Origin of the sequence: Thalassobacter stenotrophicus (genome assembly GCF_001458315.1) — a bacterium.
GTDB classification, from domain to species: Bacteria; Pseudomonadota; Alphaproteobacteria; order Rhodobacterales; family Rhodobacteraceae; genus Thalassobacter; species Thalassobacter stenotrophicus.
Window position 1 is genome coordinate 262,050 of sequence record NZ_CYRX01000031.1, and the last position, 16,814, is coordinate 278,863.

The window sequence follows — 16,814 nt, forward strand, 5'->3', positions numbered from 1 at the left end:
GTGGCGGCCTTTATCGCAGCCTGTCTTTGGGTCATTGCCGCGTGGCTTTTGAGCGTGATCCTAAGCGCCAAGCAAAGCTGGCCTGCTGCCTACGCCTTAATCGCCGCCGGTGTCCCCATCCTCATCTGGTTGGGGCTGAGTGCGGGCTGGGGCGCGGCTGCGGTGGGTTTCATCGTTGGATGCCTTGTCCTACGCTGGCCTGTGATCTACGCAGGCCACTGGATCAGACGGAGGCTACGGCGTGATTGATTTCCCCCCCACACGCGGACAGGTGACACCGCAAAAGCCCCTAGCGGACCTAACATGGCTGCGCGTCGGGGGACCGGCCCGCGTTGTGTTTCAACCTGCGGACGTTGCGGATTTGCAGGCTGTTCTGGCTGCCCTCACTCCCGAGGTTCCGATCTTTCCCATGGGGGTCGGGTCAAACCTGATCGTCCGCGATGGTGGATTGGATGCCGTTGTGATCCGAATGGGGCGCGGCTTTAACAGCATCGAGATTGAAGGCGATATCGTCACGGCGGGTGCCGCAGCCCTTGACGCCCATGTCGCCCGCAAGGCCGCTGCCGCAGGTCGGGACCTCACATTTTTGCGGACAATCCCGGGGGCCATCGGCGGCGCCGTACGTATGAATGCAGGGTGTTATGGCAGCTACATGGCCGACCACTTGATCGACATCACAGTGGTAGAACGCACCGGCGCGTTGCGGGTCATTCCCGCAGATGCGCTTGGCCTTGGATACCGCACCAGCGACCTGCCCGCCGATTGTGTGATCATCTCGGCCCGGTTGCGCGCCGCAGCAGGTGACCCCGAAGCCCTAGAGGCTCGCATGACCGACCAACTCGCCAAGCGCGACGCGACCCAGCCCACCAAGGACCGCAGCGCGGGCAGCACATTTCGAAATCCGGCGGGCTATAGCTCTACCGGTCAGGCAGATGACACCCACGAGAAAAAGGCCTGGAAGGTCATCGAAGACGCCGGCCTGCGAGGCGCTCGCCTCGGCGGGGCGCAAATGTCGGAAAAACATCCGAACTTTTTGATCAACACAGGCACCGCAACCGCCGCCGACCTTGAAAATCTTGGCGAATTGGTCCGGAAAACTGTTTACGAAAACAGCGGAATTCAGCTACACTGGGAAGTGATCCGGATCGGCACGCCCGCCCCGGAGATAAAACAAGACTAAGGTTCGAATAAGCGGACCAAATGGCAGTACATTGGCTCAGTCTGAAAACAGTCGAGCCACCTTACACAGGATTGGGTATGTCGAGCAGGGCACCCCAAGTGATCGCTCTCCTACAGGGGGGCCAATCCTCCGAACGGGAGGTGTCTTTGTCCTCAGGTCAAGGATGCACAGAAGCTTTGCGCGCGGAAGGGTTCACTGTTCACCAGATTGATGCGGGCCCGACCCTTGTGGACGACCTTAAAGCCGCCGCCCCCGACGTGGTGTTCAACGCGCTGCATGGTCAGTGGGGCGAGGACGGCTGTGTGCAGGGTGTGCTGGAATGGCTCCGCCTGCCCTACACCCATTCTGGGGTTTTGGCCTCGGCGCTGGCGATGGACAAAACCCGCACCAAAGATGTCTACCGCGCTGCGGGCCTTCCGGTTGTGCGCAGCATGATTGCCCGGTCTGACGCGGTGCGCGCCGGTCACGTGATGGACGTGCCCTATGTGGTCAAACCCAACCGCGACGGGTCGAGCGTTGGCATTTACCTCGTGATGGAGGCAAACAGCCCCGCCCCGGAGTGGGACGCCGACATGCCGGAGTTCGTCATGGTTGAGGCCTATGTGCCCGGCCGCGAATTGACGACATCCGTCATGGGGGACCGCGCGCTTGGCGTAACCGAGATTGTGACCAACGGTTGGTACGACTACGCCGCGAAATACGAGGCCGGTGGCTCGTCACACGTGGTACCCGCCAACATCCCCCCCGAAATCGCAGCCGCCTGCGAAGCCTACGCCCTACGCGCCCACGCTGCTTTGGGCTGTCGCGGCGTGACCCGGACCGATTTCCGCTGGGACGACACCAAGGGCCTAGACGGTTTGATCCTGTTGGAAACGAACACACAGCCCGGCATGACCCCTACATCGCTGACGCCTGAGCAGGCTCAAACCGCAGGCATCTCGTTTGGTGAGCTGTGCCGCTGGATCGTGGAGGATGCCTCATGCGCGCGCTAAAATTCCTCCGCCGCACGGCGATGGCTGCTATGCCGGATCCCGCGCCGTCGCGCTGGCGTTACCGCGTGCAACGTCTTTGGCTCACCCCACTGTTTCGCGCGATGGTGCGCACCGGACTTCCTATCTGCTTTTTGGGGGGCAGCGTGCTTTGGTACGTCGCCGACACAGCCCGCCTTGAGGGCCTGATTGATAAGGCGACCGAAGTCCGCCGCGCGGTTGAGGAACGCCCCGAGTTCATGATCACGCTCGTGTCAATTGACGGTGCCTCTGATGAGCTGAGCCTCGACATCCAAGAGGTTTTGCCAATTGATCTACCCGTCAGCCAGTTCGCGCTCGACCTCAATGAACTTAAACAATTGCTTGAGGAATTGGGCCCGATCCAATCCGCAGATGTTCGGATCAAGCCCGGTGGCCTGCTGACAATCGACGTGATTGAGCGCAGCCCAGCGGTTGTTTGGCGCTCCCGCGAGGCGGTTGAATTGTTGGCCAATGACGGGCACCGGGTCAAAGCCGTGGCAAGCGCATCTGCCCGTCCAGACCTGCCGCAAGTCGCGGGACTTGGAGCAGAGGATCACATCCCCGAGGCGCTACGCCTGTTGCGCGCAGCAAGCCCCCTGGCGGATCGACTTGTAGGGCTGCAACGGATCGGCGCGCGACGGTGGGACGTGGTTCTAGAGGACGACATCCGCATCATGCTGCCAACAGAACAACCAAAACGCGCGCTTGACCGCGCGATGGCGCTGCATGCGTCGCAGGACGTCTTTAACCGCGACATCGTCGCAATTGATTACCGCAACGCTGAACGGCCCACCCTGCGGATGCGTCCCGCAGCCCGGACCGAATGGCGTCGCATTAAAGATATTGAACTAATGGCAAATGAGGGGGGCAACAGATGAACGATTTCTACCAAGCACAGCGGGCGATGCGCAAAGGGCGCCAAGCCGCGATGCAACGGGGTGTCATCGCAATTCTGGATGTCGGAACGTTCAAGACCGCCTGCCTCGTGCTGCGGTTTGATGAGGCGCTTTCCTCAACGGACGAAACCTCGAACGCGCTGGCAGGCCAAGCCCGGTTCCGCGTGATTGGCGCGGCCACGACCCAATCGCGCGGCGTGCGCTTTGGTGAGGTCGACACCCTGCCCGAGACCGAGCGCGCCATTCGGACCGCCGTCCAGGCCGCCCAGAAAATGGCCAATGTGCGCGTTGATCATGTGATTGCTTGTTTTGCTGGTGGCCGTCCGCGCAGCTATGGGTTGGCTGGCAAAGTATCGGTTGAAGGCGGCGCCGTAGAGGACCGTGATGTCAGCCGCGTTTTGTCGGCCTGCGAAACACCCCCTATCGGCGACGATCGGATGGTGCTGCACGCGCAGCCCGTGAACTTTGCGCTCGATCATCGCTCTGGCCTATCAGACCCTCGCGGTCAAATTGGCAACACTCTGCACGTCGATATGCACATGCTGACCGTTGATGCCCATACCGTGAACAACCTGATCCATTGCATCCACCGTTGCGACCTAGAGGTCGCGGGCCTTGCGTCGGCCTCCTATATGGCGGGCACGTCTTCGTTGGTCGAAGACGAACAAGAACTGGGTGCGGCCTGTATCGACATGGGCGCGGGTTCAACCTCTGTCTCAATCTTCATGCGCAAGCACATGATATATAGTGACACCGTGCGCATGGGGGGTGAGCATATCTCATCCGACATCTCACGCGGGCTGCAAATCCCCTGCCAAACAGCGGAGCGAATCAAAACACGATTTGGCGGGTTGGTCGCCACGGGAATGGATGATCGCGACATCATCGAGCTTGAGGGCAACACCGGCGATTGGGAACATGACCGCCGCACAATCACCCGCGCCGAGCTAATCGGCGTGATGCGCCCTCGCGTCGAAGAGATCTTGGAAGAGGTCCGCGCCGTCTTGGACGACGCAGGGTTCCGCCATTTGCCCGGTCAGCGCATTGTCCTGACGGGCGGCGGCAGCCAGATCCCCGGGCTGGATGGGCTGGCAGCAAAATACCTTGGCAATCAAATCCGTCTGGGGCGTCCTTTACGTATTCAAGGCCTCCCGCAGGCCGCCACAGGACCCGCTTTTTCAGCCTGCGTGGGCCTAAGCGTAACAGCCGCGCACCCCCAAGATGAGTGGTGGGATTTCGACGTGATCGCCGAGCGCGCCCACACCCGATCCCTGCGGGTGGCACTGCGGTGGTTCAAGGAAAACTGGTAGCCCCCAGATATAGACCGATCCGCAAGACTCCGCCGACGCCCCCGCAAAATTACCTACATTTTGTGGCAATTTTGCACTTTTTGGGTGACTATGGCGGTGTGTTTCGGTAGTTTTGAGGCCAGCAATACAGGTTGATCGCCGGCGAGGCAGCGAGGGCGATCGCATTAACAGGTGGACAGAGCAAATGACATTAAACCTCTCCATGCCCGGCGCTGAGGCCGAGCTGAAACCCCGCATCACCGTTTTTGGTGTTGGCGGAGCCGGTGGCAACGCGGTCAACAACATGATCGAAAAGGAACTGGAGGGCGTTGAATTCGTCGTGGCGAACACGGACGCGCAAGCTCTGCAAAACTCCAAGTCCTCGGCACGCATCCAGATGGGTGTGAAAGTGACCGAAGGTTTGGGTGCTGGCGCACGCCCCGCCGTGGGTGCATCCGCCGCTGAAGAAACGATCGAAGAAATCGTTGACCAGCTGGCAGGCGCGCACATGTGCTTTATCACCGCCGGTATGGGTGGCGGCACCGGTACGGGTGCGGCCCCGATCATCGCTCAGGCGGCCCGCGAATTGGGCGTGCTGACTGTTGGTGTTGTGACCAAACCGTTCCAGTTTGAGGGCGGCAAGCGGATGCGTCAGGCCGAAGAGGGTGTCGAAGCCCTGCAAAAGGTCGTTGATACGCTGATCATCATTCCCAACCAGAACCTGTTCCGCCTGGCCAACGAAAAAACCACCTTCACCGAGGCCTTTAGCCTTGCGGATGACGTGCTTTACCAAGGCGTCAAAGGCGTGACTGACCTGATGGTACGCCCAGGCCTGATCAACCTCGACTTCGCCGATGTGCGCGCTGTCATGGATGAAATGGGCAAAGCCATGATGGGCACCGGCGAAGCCACGGGCGAAGATCGCGCCGTGCAGGCCGCTGAGAAGGCCATCGCCAACCCACTGCTGGACGAAATTTCGCTGCGTGGCGCCAAGGGCGTCCTGATCAACATCACAGGCGGCTATGACCTGACCCTGTTCGAACTGGACGAAGCCGCCAACCGCATCCGCGAAGAGGTCGACCCAGACGCGAACATCATCGTGGGTTCCACAATGGACCCGTCGATGGAAAACGTGATGCGCGTAAGCGTTGTGGCTACTGGCATTGATGCGCTTGAAAACCGCTCGGAAATGCCCCTGCCCCGTCGCCGCATGGCGGAGCCAATCTCAGCCGCGAGCGCTGAGGCCGCAGTCGAAGCTGTGACCGAGCCTGTGGCCGCACAAGCCGCACCGGTTGAGGCAGCGCCCGCACCGCAAGCAGCTCCACAAGAGCCAAGCTTTTTCGACTCGATGGAAATGAATGATCACCAGGACAACCCTGAGAACATTCTCAGCTCGGACGACCTGCCGCCCCCGGCCTACCAGCCCGCGCCAGAACCGGCTCGTTCGGCCGCATTCGCAGAGCCCGAGTCCGAAGCCTATGTGGCAGAGCCTCGTGCCGCAGCACCCGGCCCATCGCCCGAGCAAATGGCGCAGCTGCGCGCAGCGGTCGTCCGCGGTGAGCGCAGAGGCGCACCTGCACCCACATCTGAGCCTGAAAAGGCACGGTTTGGTGGGATCGGTGGTCTGATCGGTCGCATGACAGGTCACACCGAAGAGCCCCCCATGACCGCACACCGCCCCAGCCAACAGGCTGGCGGAACGGCTCATCGTGGTGAAACATCCACCGATAATGCCGAGGATGACCGGATCGAAATCCCCGCATTCCTCCGCCGTCAGGCGAATTAACGCCGGGTTAACCCGTCACGACTTCTGAAGAAGCGGCTGTGGATAACAGCCGCTTCTTTCTTTTCATATCAGCGACTTAAATATGGTTACGCCGCAGAGCGGCAATTTTCCGCCGATGGGTTTTAGCAATGTTGCAGGGCGTCACAAACCGTTAATTGCGGCATAATCCAGCAGCAGATAGCACACTGGTCAAATGTCAGCGGGGCAAACCTCGCGTTTATTGGGGCACCGCGTGCAAACAACTCTCAAATCTCTGATCCGCTTTACTGGCGTTGGCCTTCACTCGGGCGCTCCGGTACGCATGACGATACATCCGGCCTCGGCGTCCTACGGGATATGGTTCCGCCGGACGGACGTTGCGGACAGGGATGCGATGATCCCTGCGCGCTACAATTCGGCGGTACAATCCCCGCTGTGTACCCGCTTGGTAAATGCTGATGGCATCGAGGTTTCGACGGTCGAGCATGTGATGGCTGCACTTGCTGGCTGCGGCGTGCACAACGCCCTGCTCGAAATTGATGGTCCAGAGGTCCCGATCTTGGATGGCTCCGCTGCTCTTTTCGTTGAAGCGATCATGAAACGCGGCCTTCAGGTGTTGGATGCACCCGTACACGCGATTGAAGTTCTGCGCCAAGTCAGTGTGACACAAGGTGATAGCACCGCGACCCTCTCTCCTGCCAAAACGACTGAGATGGATTTTTCCATCGACTTCACGGACGCCGCTATCGGCCACCAAGAAAAGCGGTTGGTACTGGCGAACGGGACGTTCGTGCGCGAGCTCGCAAACAGCCGGACATTCTGCCGCCAAGCCGATGTGGAGATGATGCGCGAAAATGGCCTTGCCCTTGGTGGGACCTATGACAACGCCGTCGTCGTCGATGGCGACCAAGTGCTGTCACCCGGCGGTTTGCGCCACGCGGACGAAGCCGTACGTCATAAAATGCTCGACGCACTTGGCGATCTGGCACTGGCTGGGGCCCCGCTTTTGGGGCGTTACACTGGCGTTCGTGCGGGCCACACTCTGACAAACAAACTGCTGCACGCGCTGTTCGCCGATCCACTGGCCTACCGCATTGTGACGTGCACGCAAACACAGCTCGACAATCTGCCCGGCGCAGGCCTGCACATGTCGGATTTGGCTGCCGTTTGATCACGGACCAGACGTCCAATCCCACTTTTGTCCCTACACGTCCTATGCTAGACCTTGTACAAGTTCTCGACCAAGGGAACGGCACCTGACAGGGCAAGAGGCCAAGATCGAATGATAGGCGGGAAATCCATACTGCTGAGTGCGGCCCTCGTGGCGCTTTTGTCGGCGTGTTCGCAAGGCCCAACAGATGCCGAAGTGCTGCAAAGCCTTGGTCCTCAAGAAATCTTTCAGCGCGCCGAAGTGCAATTGGCCAGCGATGATCCAGAAGAAGCCGCGCGCCTGTTCAATGAGGTTGAGCGGCTCTATCCCTATTCCGATTGGGCCAAACGCGCCCTGATCATGGCGGCGTTTTCTTATCACACCGATGGCGACTACGAGAATTCTCGCGCCGCCGCCCAGCGGTTCATCGACTTCTACCCCGCGGACGAAGACGCAGCCTATGCGCAGTACCTGCTGGCGCTGTCCTACTATGATCAGATCGACCAAGTGGGCCGCGACCAAGGTCTCACGTTCCAAGCGCTCCAAGCTTTGCGCACTGTGATTGAGCGCTACCCCGGCTCGGAATACGCGCGCTCTTCGATCCTAAAATTCGACCTCGCGTTTGACCACCTTGCGGCCAAAGAGATGGAAATCGGGCGCTATTATCTCAAGCGCGGGCACTACCCCGCCGCCATCAACCGCTTCCGCGCCGTTGTCCAAGACTTTGAGACCACAAGCCACACACCCGAAGCATTGATGCGCTTGGTTGAAGCCTACCTCAGCCTTGGCCTGCGGGATGAGGCACAGACCGCCGGTGCGATCCTCGGCTATAACTTCCAAAGCTCGCCTTTCTATGACGATGCCTTCAAGCAGTTGACCGGTCAGGGGCTGGATGCAGCCCCGCGCGGCACCGGCTGGTTGGTCGACATTTATCGCCGCACAATCCGTGGCGCGTGGTTGTAACCGGGGGGTGGGCCTGACCCCACCTAACACGAGGCTCGATTAGATGCTGCGCGCGCTCGATATCCGAAATATGCTCATTATCGACCACTTGGAACTGGCGTTTCAGCCGGGTCTGAATGTGCTGACCGGTGAAACCGGTGCGGGCAAATCCATTTTGCTCGACTCGTTGGGGTTTGTACTTGGCTGGCGCGGGCGGGCGGAATTGGTGCGCGCGGGCGCCGATCAGGGTGAGGTCGTTGCCGAATTTGCGCTTGGTCCCAATCATGCGGCTCATGCGATTTTGCAAGAAGCCGGCCTGCCGGATGAAGACGACACGCTGATCCTACGCCGCGTCAACACGCGTGACGGGCGCAAGACGGCTTGGGTCAATGATCGTCGGTGTTCGGGTGAGGTGCTGCGCGCTTTGTCGGAAACACTGGTGGAATTGCACGGGCAACACGACGATCGCGGCCTTTTGAATACTCGCGGCCACCGTACATTGTTGGACAGTTTCGCGGGCTCTGCTGCACTGCTGGCGGATGTCCGAACCGCTTGGCGGGCTCACGCGGCGGCTGAAACGGCGTTGAACAAGGCCGAGGCGCTGTTGGCCGAAACCAGCGCCGAAGAGGAATACCTGCGCCACGCAGCCGCCGAGCTAGAGGCGCTAGACCCACAACCGGGTGAAGACGACACACTCGATACCCGCCGCCGGATGATGCAGGGCGCAGAACGTATCCGGGAGGATGTCACCAAAGGCCTTGAGGCTATTGGCGTCAACGGGGCTGAGGGCCGGATGAGCGACGCTGTGCGCTGGCTGGATGGGGCGCGTGATAAAGCGGAGGGTGCGCTAGACGCCGCATTGGATGCCTTAGGCCGCGCGCAGGTCGAATTGGGTGAGGCACAGGCCGGGGTTGAGGCCTGCCTCGATCAATTGTCCTTTGATCCGTTTGAGTTGGAAACGGTTGAGGAGCGGCTCTTTGCCCTTCGGGCGCTTGCACGCAAACACGATGTATCCCCCGAGGAATTGCCCGCATTGGCGGCGAATTTACGCGCCAAACTGGATGCGCTGGACGCGTCTGAGGGCGATATCGCCACCCTACGTCGCGCCGTGACGGATACCGGTGCGGATTATGACGCCGCCGCCATGACCCTATCGGACCTGCGCGCCAAAGCCGCCAAACGGCTGGACGCTGCCATGGCTGCCGAACTCGCCCCGCTCAAAATGGAGCGCGCCGTGTTCGTCACCCGCCTGACAGAGGCCCCCAAAGGCCCCGAGGGCATAGATGCCATTGCCTTTGAGGTCGCCACCAACCCCGGCGCCCCCGCAGGACCCTTGAACAAGATCGCCTCGGGCGGGGAATTGTCGCGGTTTTTGCTGGCGCTAAAGGTGTGTTTGGCTGGCGATGATCTGTCGACCACGATGATCTTTGATGAAATCGACCGCGGTGTCGGCGGCGCGACGGCGGATGCCGTGGGCCGCAGGCTCAAGGCGCTAGCGGATGGTGGGCAAGTGTTGGTTGTGACCCACTCACCGCAAGTTGCCGCCCTAGGCGCGCACCACTGGCAGGTCGCCAAGCGCGTCGTGGATGAGGCTACATTATCCAGCGTCACGCCCCTTGGTGATGACGCACGCCTTGATGAAATCGCCCGAATGTTGGCGGGTGACACCATCACGGAAGCCGCACGCGCCGCCGCACAAGCCTTGCTCGACGCGGCGCAATAGCAGCAGTTAGCTGGCCGCGAGGCGCGCTGGCAGACCGTTGGCCCAAGCCGAAATCGTACCCGCCCCGAGGCAGATGATAATATCGCCCTCGCGCGCCTGTTCCCGCACCAAACGCTCCAGATCATCCTCGGAGGTGACGGCCCGCGCGTGACGATGGCCATGGCGGATCAACCCTGCCACAAGATCATCGCGGCCCGCGCCCTCGATCGGGTCCTCACCAGCGGCAAAAACCTCACCGATGCCGACAACATCCGCATCATTGAAGCAGCTGCAAAAATCATCAAACAGCGTATGGAGCCGCGAGAACCGGTGCGGCTGGTGAACCGCAATCACCCTGCCCCCGTCGCCCACGCTTTGACGAGCGGCACGCAGCACCGCTGCGATCTCAACAGGGTGATGACCGTAGTCGTCAATGATCGGAATGCCCTTCCACTCACCGACTTTGGTAAAGCGGCGGTTAACACCCTTGAAGGCCGCAAGACCTTGTTTAATCTGCTCCAGTGTCATGCCAAGGTGCCGCCCCACCGCAACCCCGGCGAGCGCGTTTGACACGTTGTGATCGCCCGGCATCGGCAATGTGCAATCCTTGATCACCTCTTCCTCGGCCTGAAGATGGATGTCAAAATGCGCCACACCCGCCTCAAACGTTAGGTTCATCGCCCGCACATCCGCCTGCGCGTTGAAACCAAACGTCATGACGCGACGGTCCGTAATCCGACCAACCAGCGCCTGCACCTCGGGGTGGTCGGTGCAGCACACGGCCAGCCCATAGAACGGAATGTTAGAGACAAAATCGTCAAAACCCGCCCGCAGGTTTTCGATGGTGCCCCAATGTTCCATGTGTTCGGGGTCGATATTGGTGACGATCGCGATTGTTGCGGGCAAGCGGTTGAACGTCCCGTCGCTCTCATCTGCTTCGACCACCATCCATTCACCCGACCCCATGCGCGCATTGCTGTCATAGGCGTGAATGATCCCGCCGTTGATCACGGTTGGGTCGATCCCGCCCTCGTCCAAGAGAGCTGCGACCATCGTCGTTGTCGTCGTTTTGCCGTGGGTCCCGGCGACCGCAATGTTGGACTTCAACCGCATCAGTTCGGCCAACATTTCGGCACGGCGCACGACGGGCAGCCCGTTCAGGCGCGCGGCGTCCAGCTCGGGGTTGCCCGGTTTGATCGCGCTTGAGATCACGACAACCTCCGCGCCCTCAAGGTTTTTGGCGCGTTGACCAACGAAAACCGTGGCCCCCAAGGCCTCAAGGCGCTTGGTGATCTTGCTCGCCTTTAGGTCAGAGCCTTGAACGGTATAGCCGTGCTCAACCAACACCTCTGCAATGCCCGACATGCCGATGCCACCGATGCCCACAAAGTGAATGGGCCCCAGCGCCTGGGGCAGTTTGGTTGCAGTGTTCATTGGCGCGCTCCTGTGTGTGCAAGCTCTTGGACCAAGGCGCCAAGCGCTTGGGCGGCATCCATACGCCCCTGCCCCCGCGCCGCAATGGCCATTTTCTGTGCCCCCTCGGGGCTGCTCAAGACCGTGGCGATCTGCTCGGCCAAGGCTGCGGGGGTAAATCTGCTTTCGGGCATCATGATCGCGGCGTTCGCATCCACAAGGCCGCGCGCGTTGGCGGTTTGGTGATCCCCTGTGGCCGCGGCGAATGGCACAAGAATTGAGGGCCGCCCAATCGCGCTGATATCCGCAACGGTCGAGGCGCCCGAGCGGGAGATGACCAATTGCGCCTCAGTGAAGCGTTTGGGGATATCGTCAAAGAACGGCGCGACCTCGGCCCGGACATCAATGTCCGCATAGGCTTGGGTGACGCGGGCGATATCCTCAGCGCGGGCCTGTTGTTCGACCTTGATCTGGCCCCGCAGCGCGGCGGGCAATTGGCCAATGGCTGCCGGCACCACATCCGACAGGATGCGCGCCCCCTGCGAACCGCCAACGACGACGATGCGCAGCGGATAATCCCCCGGTGGGATGTAGCCCGCACCCGCACGTTCTGCGATGGCTGCACGAACCGGATTGCCGACGTGCACGGGCTCGACGCCCTCGGGCACAGCCACGGGCCACGTTCCTGCAGCGACAACAGACACGCGCGCTGCCAGCAGCGTGTTCACGCGGCCCAGCACCCCGTTTTGTTCGTGAATAATCGTGGGCAGTTTCATAAGAACCGCCGCACCAAGTGCCGGGATCGAAGGATAACCGCCAAAGCCCACAACCACCGCAGGCCGGTCACGTTTGAAATCGGCGCGCGCGGCCAATACCCCGCGCAAGATACGAAATGGCACCAGCGCCTTGGCCAGCACCCCACCGCGCGCAAAGGTTGCCGAGGATACCACGCGTCTTTCGACAGCATCCGGAAAACCGCCCGCATAGCGCGCGCCACGGGCATCAGTGGACAAGACCACCCGCCAGCCGCGCGCCAACATATCCTCAGCCAAGGCCTGCGCAGGAAACATATGCCCGCCCGTGCCGCCCGCAGCGATGACCAACAACGGGCCCATCAACGGCGCCTCAGCATGTCACCAATTTCGCCTTGGGGCCGCGTGCGGGTAAAGCACAGCAGCATCCCCACGAGAATCCCCATCGCAATCAGCGACGAGCCCCCGTAGCTGACGAACGGCAGGGTCATGCCTTTGGCGGGTAAAACCCGCACCGCGACGCCCAAATTGATGAACGCCTGAAGCCCAAACAATGTGATCAACCCGGTCCCAGCGAGGCGGATAAACGGATCCCGTTCTCGCATCAGCCGAAAGAGCGAGCGCACCGTGATCAGCGCAAACAATCCGATAATGATCCACACGAGGATCAAGCCGTATTCTTCGGCTGCAACGGCGATGATGAAGTCGGTGTGAGCATCCGGCAAGGACCATTTGACCTGTCCCTCATTCACGCCTGCGCCGAAAAATCCGCCCTCGCGGATGGCATTCGTGGCGAACCCCATCTGGGTGGTCGGATCGACCTCTGGGTTGAGAAAACCGTCGATGCGGCGCGCAAAGTGTTCAGACGAGGAATAGGCGACAACGCCCCCTGCCACGACCAACCCGATACAGCCGGTCAGCAAAATCATTGGCGCTCCGGCCACGAAATACAGCGTCGACCACGCCGCGATGATCAGTGCGGATTGACCAAAGTCCGGCTGTGTCGCCAAAAAACCAACGGTGCAAACGGCGACAATGAAGGAGAACGTCTTGCCCGGAGGCCCGTTCAACTCTTGGCTCGCGGCCATCAACCACGCGCACAAAATGACGAAGACAGGTTTGAGAAATTCCGAGGGCTGCACCGACACGAACCCCAATGAGAACCACCGCGTGGCACCTTTGCCAAAGTCGGTCCCAAAAACCGGCAACATCGCAACCGCCAGAAACGCCGCGAAAAAGCCCAACACACCAAGCCTGCGCAATTGGGTCGGCGACAGCATCGACACGACCAACATCACCGACAGCGCCATCATGCCAAACACACCCTGCCGCAGCACGTAGTGAAAGGGCATCAGGCCATTGCGTTCAGCCAAAGGCGGCGACGCCGCAAAGCCCAGCAAAAGGCCAATCGCAAAAAGGATGAAAATACATGTCAGGGTGACACGGTCCACTGTGCGCCACCAGCGCGAGAGGATCGCCTCGCCCGGTTGCACGATCACCGTGCCATGGGCCATTTCCGTCATGGGATGCCTGCTTTGGTCTAATATGTTCTGCTCATGCCCATTTTGGGCTTATCCTTTTAACCTACCCCAAAGACAGGCCTGTGGCCACTTAAATGTCCTCTCCTTTGCGCAGCAATTCGCTGAAAAGCTCTTGGTAAAGGCCGTTGCTGTCGCCACCGCCAAAGGTCTGCGCCCCACCGGAATAAAGTGTGCCATATGTGCGGGCCAGATTGACGGTTTGGATCAACGCGGAAATGAATTGCTCCCGCTCCAGCGGGCTGAGCGGATGAATAAATGTGCCCCACAACCGCCCGTTGGCAACGGCGTATCGGGCATCAAGCGCTGTGTCGAAATTGGCCTGCATGAGCCGCATCAATTCGCCCGGCTCCAAACCTTCGGCACTGCGGATCGGGACCATCGCCCGCATACGATCAGCCGCGGGGTCCGAGACAATGATGACCGGGATATCCTCAATCGTCAGTTGAAAACCGGTGGCAAATACCTGCGCCTCTGGGTCGATGGTTTGGACAATCGCGCCCATCCGCTCCAGCGTCATGGCACGTTCTTGCGCATAAGCGGGCGCGGCGAACACAAAGGCCCCAAGGGTAACCGCGATAATCAGGCTGGGCGGAAAGCGCATATGAAATCTCCTGTAGGTCAGGAGAAGCCTAGAACGCACCCAAGCCATCAGACAAACCACAACTTCGTGCGTGGCATGATCGATTACATGAAGTTAAGATCATAAATTATTGATAATAAATTCTTTACATGACTGAACATGCGCAACCGCCTTAGCCACAGCCTCTGAAATTGCGAGATCAGAGGTATCAATCACGAGCGCATCATCCGCTGCAACCAAGGGCGCCTCAATCCGGTCGCGGTCGCGGGCATCGCGGGCCTCTACATCGGCAAGGACCTGTTCCAGCGTAAGGCTCGGGTCCTTTTCTGAAAGTTCCAGCCAACGACGATGCGCCCGAACTTCGGCGCGCGCAGTGACATAAAGCTTGGCCTCCGCACGTGGGCAAATCACGGTGCCGATGTCGCGCCCGTCCAGCACCGCGCCCCCTGAGCGCGTGGCAAAAGCCCGCTGAAAATCCACGAGGGCAGCGCGTACATCGGCGATCACTGCGACCTTGCTTGCGGCCTGTGCCACGGCAGCGGTGCGCAGGCCCTCTGCATTCAGGTCCTCGGCCATCAGTGTCTTCGCGGCCTGAACCGGGTCCATGCCCGCATCCAGCACCTTACGCCCGACCGCGCGGTACAGCAGACCCGTGTCCAAATGCCCGAGGTCAAAATACGCGGCCACCGCCTTGGAAATAGTGCCCTTGCCCGCCGCAGCCGGGCCATCAATCGCGACCGTAAATCTCATGAAGGGACCTCCGGTCCTGATCGGCCCGCCGCGAAACAGGGCAAATCCTCGCCTGCGGTATAGTAGTCGCCCTTATCGGCATAGTAGATGTGGCCATCCATGCGCAGCCCCGTTGGTGCATCAAACGCGCCCGCCATCAGATAGACCAATCCATCGTATTCTTCCCAAAACAAATAACTGCCGCAGGTTCCGCAAAATCCGCGCCGAGCACCGGGTGTACTGTTGTACCATTTCGGCGTGCCGGACAGGGTCACATCGCCCCAAGGTGCGGGCACAGCAGCGGCGTAGTGGCCGGTTTGTTTGCGGCATTGGGTGCAATGGCACGCGGTCACTGGCCCCAATGCGCCCGTTACCTCGTATGTGATCGCCCCACACAAACATCCGCCCCGTTGCACTGCGCGTTCCTTTCCTGAACCGCGAGGCCCCACACGGGAACCCGCCCCTAAATGTTTTCAGGCTTTCACCAAATCCGCACCCAAATCCGCCATCAACCCCTCAAAGATCGGGAAAGATGTGGCGATTGGCCCGCCGTCTTCGACGGTGATAGCGGTTTTTGCAGCCATACCAGCCACAAGAAAAGACATCGCAATGCGGTGATCAAGGAAAACCTCGACGGTGGCGCCGCCGGGCATTGCGCCGGGGCCCATGCCCTCAACCTCCCACCAGTCGGGGCCTTCGTCCACGGTGACACCGCAGGCGCGCAGACCTTTGGCCATAGCGTCGATGCGGTCACATTCCTTGACGCGCAGCTCCTTGACGCCGCGCATCACGGTCCGCCCCGTGGCGTGTGCCGCGACAACCGACAGCACTGGATATTCATCAATCATGCTGGCAGCACGAGCGGGCGGCACCTCAATGCCACGCATATTGGTGGAATACCGCGCGCGCAGGTCGGCAACAGGTTCGCCCCCCTCCTCACGGAGGTTTTCGTACGTCAGATCAGCACCCATATCGCGCAGCGTTTCAAACAGGCCCGCGCGTGTTGGGTTCAGGCCAATGTTGGGCACCAGCACATCCGAGCCCGGCACGATCAGTGCCGCACAGACCGGGAATGCCGCGCTGGAAGGATCGCGAGGCACGACAATTGTTTGAGCACTCAGTTCTGGCTGGCCGGTTAGGGTGATTTCGCGCCCCTCCGGCGTGTCGACCACCGAGATTTCTGCACCAAAGCCGGCAAGCATCCGCTCTGTGTGGTCGCGGGTCGCTTCCTTTTCGATCACAACCGTTTGACCCGGCGCATTCAACCCCGCCAGCAGAACGGCTGATTTCACCTGAGCCGAGGGCACGGGCACGACATAGCGCACAGGCACAGGGTCCGCGGCCCCGACAACTGTCATAGGCAAGCGCCCGCCAGAGCGGCCCACAGATTGCGCACCGAACAATGCGAGCGGATCGGTCACGCGCGCCATAGGGCGTTTGTTTAAGCTCGCGTCGCCCGTGAACGTCACTGCCATATCAGAGGTCGCCATGCAGCCCATGATCAACCGCACGCCCGTGCCGGAGTTGCCGCAGTCAATTACTTGATCAGGCTCGGCAAAACCACCAACACCGACGCCGTACACATGCCATGTGCCATCCTCATCCCGCGTGATGTCAGCACCAAAGGCCTGCATCGCCTTGGCGGTATCCAAAACATCCTGCCCCTCAAGCAACCCGGTGACGATGGTCTCTCCCACCGACATCGCCCCCAAAATGAGCGAGCGGTGAGAGATCGACTTATCGCCGGGCACGTGGGCCTCGCCGTTGAGCGGGCCACAAGGGCGGGAGGTCATCGGAATGGGGGTGCCGTGGGCGGACATGGAGGCCTCATATTTGGTTTGCGCCCGTGATAGACGCCCACACGC

16 protein-coding genes are annotated in these 16,814 nt (G+C 60.7%); 9 read left to right on the plus strand and 7 right to left on the minus strand.

Going from position 1 to position 16,814, the window contains the following annotated elements:
* The 9 genes from THS5294_RS11965 (at position 1) to recN (ending at position 9,955) form a co-directional block, all read left to right on the plus strand.
* Positions 1 to 249, plus strand: a complete 249-nt coding sequence (locus tag THS5294_RS11965) for a DUF2484 family protein (RefSeq protein WP_058123946.1) — start codon at positions 1 to 3, stop codon at positions 247 to 249.
* Complete coding sequence (gene murB / locus THS5294_RS11970; RefSeq protein ID WP_058123947.1) at positions 242 to 1,180, plus strand: UDP-N-acetylmuramate dehydrogenase; 939 nt, start codon at positions 242 to 244, stop codon at positions 1,178 to 1,180. Before THS5294_RS11965 ends, murB begins: the two co-directional genes overlap by 8 nt.
* Positions 1,181 to 1,257: 77 nt before the next feature.
* Positions 1,258 to 2,172 carry a D-alanine--D-alanine ligase gene (locus THS5294_RS11975; RefSeq protein WP_170863221.1) on the plus strand — a complete coding sequence of 305 codons (915 nt, stop codon included), beginning with the start codon at positions 1,258 to 1,260 and terminating at the stop codon, positions 2,170 to 2,172.
* On the plus strand, positions 2,160 to 3,068 hold the full coding sequence (locus THS5294_RS11980; RefSeq protein WP_058123948.1) for a cell division protein FtsQ/DivIB: 909 nt from the start codon (positions 2,160 to 2,162) through the stop codon (positions 3,066 to 3,068). The genes THS5294_RS11975 and THS5294_RS11980 overlap by 13 nt, the downstream gene beginning before the upstream one ends.
* Entirely contained in the window at positions 3,065 to 4,396 is a 1,332-nt protein-coding gene (ftsA, locus tag THS5294_RS11985) for a cell division protein FtsA (RefSeq protein WP_038003610.1), read from the plus strand. The genes THS5294_RS11980 and ftsA overlap by 4 nt, the downstream gene beginning before the upstream one ends.
* 184 nt (positions 4,397 to 4,580) lie before the next feature.
* Complete coding sequence (ftsZ, locus tag THS5294_RS11990) at positions 4,581 to 6,161, plus strand: cell division protein FtsZ (RefSeq protein ID WP_058123949.1); 1,581 nt, start codon at positions 4,581 to 4,583, stop codon at positions 6,159 to 6,161.
* Positions 6,162 to 6,393: 232 nt separating this feature from the next.
* A complete protein-coding gene (gene lpxC / locus THS5294_RS11995) occupies positions 6,394 to 7,311 on the plus strand; it encodes a UDP-3-O-acyl-N-acetylglucosamine deacetylase (RefSeq protein WP_058124189.1) in 918 nt (305 codons plus the stop codon).
* A gap of 111 nt (positions 7,312 to 7,422) precedes the next feature.
* Positions 7,423 to 8,253 carry an outer membrane protein assembly factor BamD gene (locus tag THS5294_RS12000; RefSeq protein ID WP_038003617.1) on the plus strand — a complete coding sequence of 277 codons (831 nt, stop codon included), beginning with the start codon at positions 7,423 to 7,425 and terminating at the stop codon, positions 8,251 to 8,253.
* Between the two features lie 43 nt (positions 8,254 to 8,296).
* On the plus strand, positions 8,297 to 9,955 hold the full coding sequence (gene recN / locus THS5294_RS12005; protein WP_058123950.1) for a DNA repair protein RecN: 1,659 nt from the start codon (positions 8,297 to 8,299) through the stop codon (positions 9,953 to 9,955).
* Between the two features lie 6 nt (positions 9,956 to 9,961).
* Here the strand turns inward: recN and murC are convergent, their stop codons facing one another.
* The 7 genes from murC to aroA all read right to left on the minus strand — a co-directional run bounded on the left by murC (position 9,962) and on the right by aroA (position 16,769).
* Positions 9,962 to 11,368: a UDP-N-acetylmuramate--L-alanine ligase gene (gene murC, locus THS5294_RS12010; protein ID WP_058123951.1), complete on the minus strand. Its 1,407-nt coding sequence runs from the start codon at positions 11,366 to 11,368 to the stop codon at positions 9,962 to 9,964.
* Positions 11,365 to 12,462, minus strand: a complete 1,098-nt coding sequence (locus THS5294_RS12015; protein WP_058123952.1) for a UDP-N-acetylglucosamine--N-acetylmuramyl-(pentapeptide) pyrophosphoryl-undecaprenol N-acetylglucosamine transferase — start codon at positions 12,460 to 12,462, stop codon at positions 11,365 to 11,367. The genes murC and THS5294_RS12015 overlap by 4 nt, the downstream gene beginning before the upstream one ends.
* Positions 12,462 to 13,622 (minus strand): peptidoglycan glycosyltransferase FtsW, encoded by a 1,161-nt coding sequence (locus tag THS5294_RS12020; RefSeq protein ID WP_038003626.1) that lies wholly within the window; start codon positions 13,620 to 13,622, stop codon positions 12,462 to 12,464. Before THS5294_RS12020 ends, THS5294_RS12015 begins: the two co-directional genes overlap by 1 nt.
* An 88-nt stretch (positions 13,623 to 13,710) precedes the next feature.
* On the minus strand, positions 13,711 to 14,241 hold the full coding sequence (locus THS5294_RS12025; protein ID WP_058123953.1) for a hypothetical protein: 531 nt from the start codon (positions 14,239 to 14,241) through the stop codon (positions 13,711 to 13,713).
* Between the two features lie 99 nt (positions 14,242 to 14,340).
* Entirely contained in the window at positions 14,341 to 14,970 is a 630-nt protein-coding gene (locus THS5294_RS12030; protein ID WP_058123954.1) for a (d)CMP kinase, read from the minus strand.
* Positions 14,967 to 15,365 carry a GFA family protein gene (locus THS5294_RS12035; protein WP_058123955.1) on the minus strand — a complete coding sequence of 133 codons (399 nt, stop codon included), beginning with the start codon at positions 15,363 to 15,365 and terminating at the stop codon, positions 14,967 to 14,969. The genes THS5294_RS12030 and THS5294_RS12035 overlap by 4 nt, the downstream gene beginning before the upstream one ends.
* Positions 15,366 to 15,422: 57 nt before the next feature.
* On the minus strand, positions 15,423 to 16,769 hold the full coding sequence (gene aroA, locus THS5294_RS12040; protein ID WP_058123956.1) for a 3-phosphoshikimate 1-carboxyvinyltransferase: 1,347 nt from the start codon (positions 16,767 to 16,769) through the stop codon (positions 15,423 to 15,425).
* Between the last annotated feature and the right edge of the window lie 45 nt (positions 16,770 to 16,814).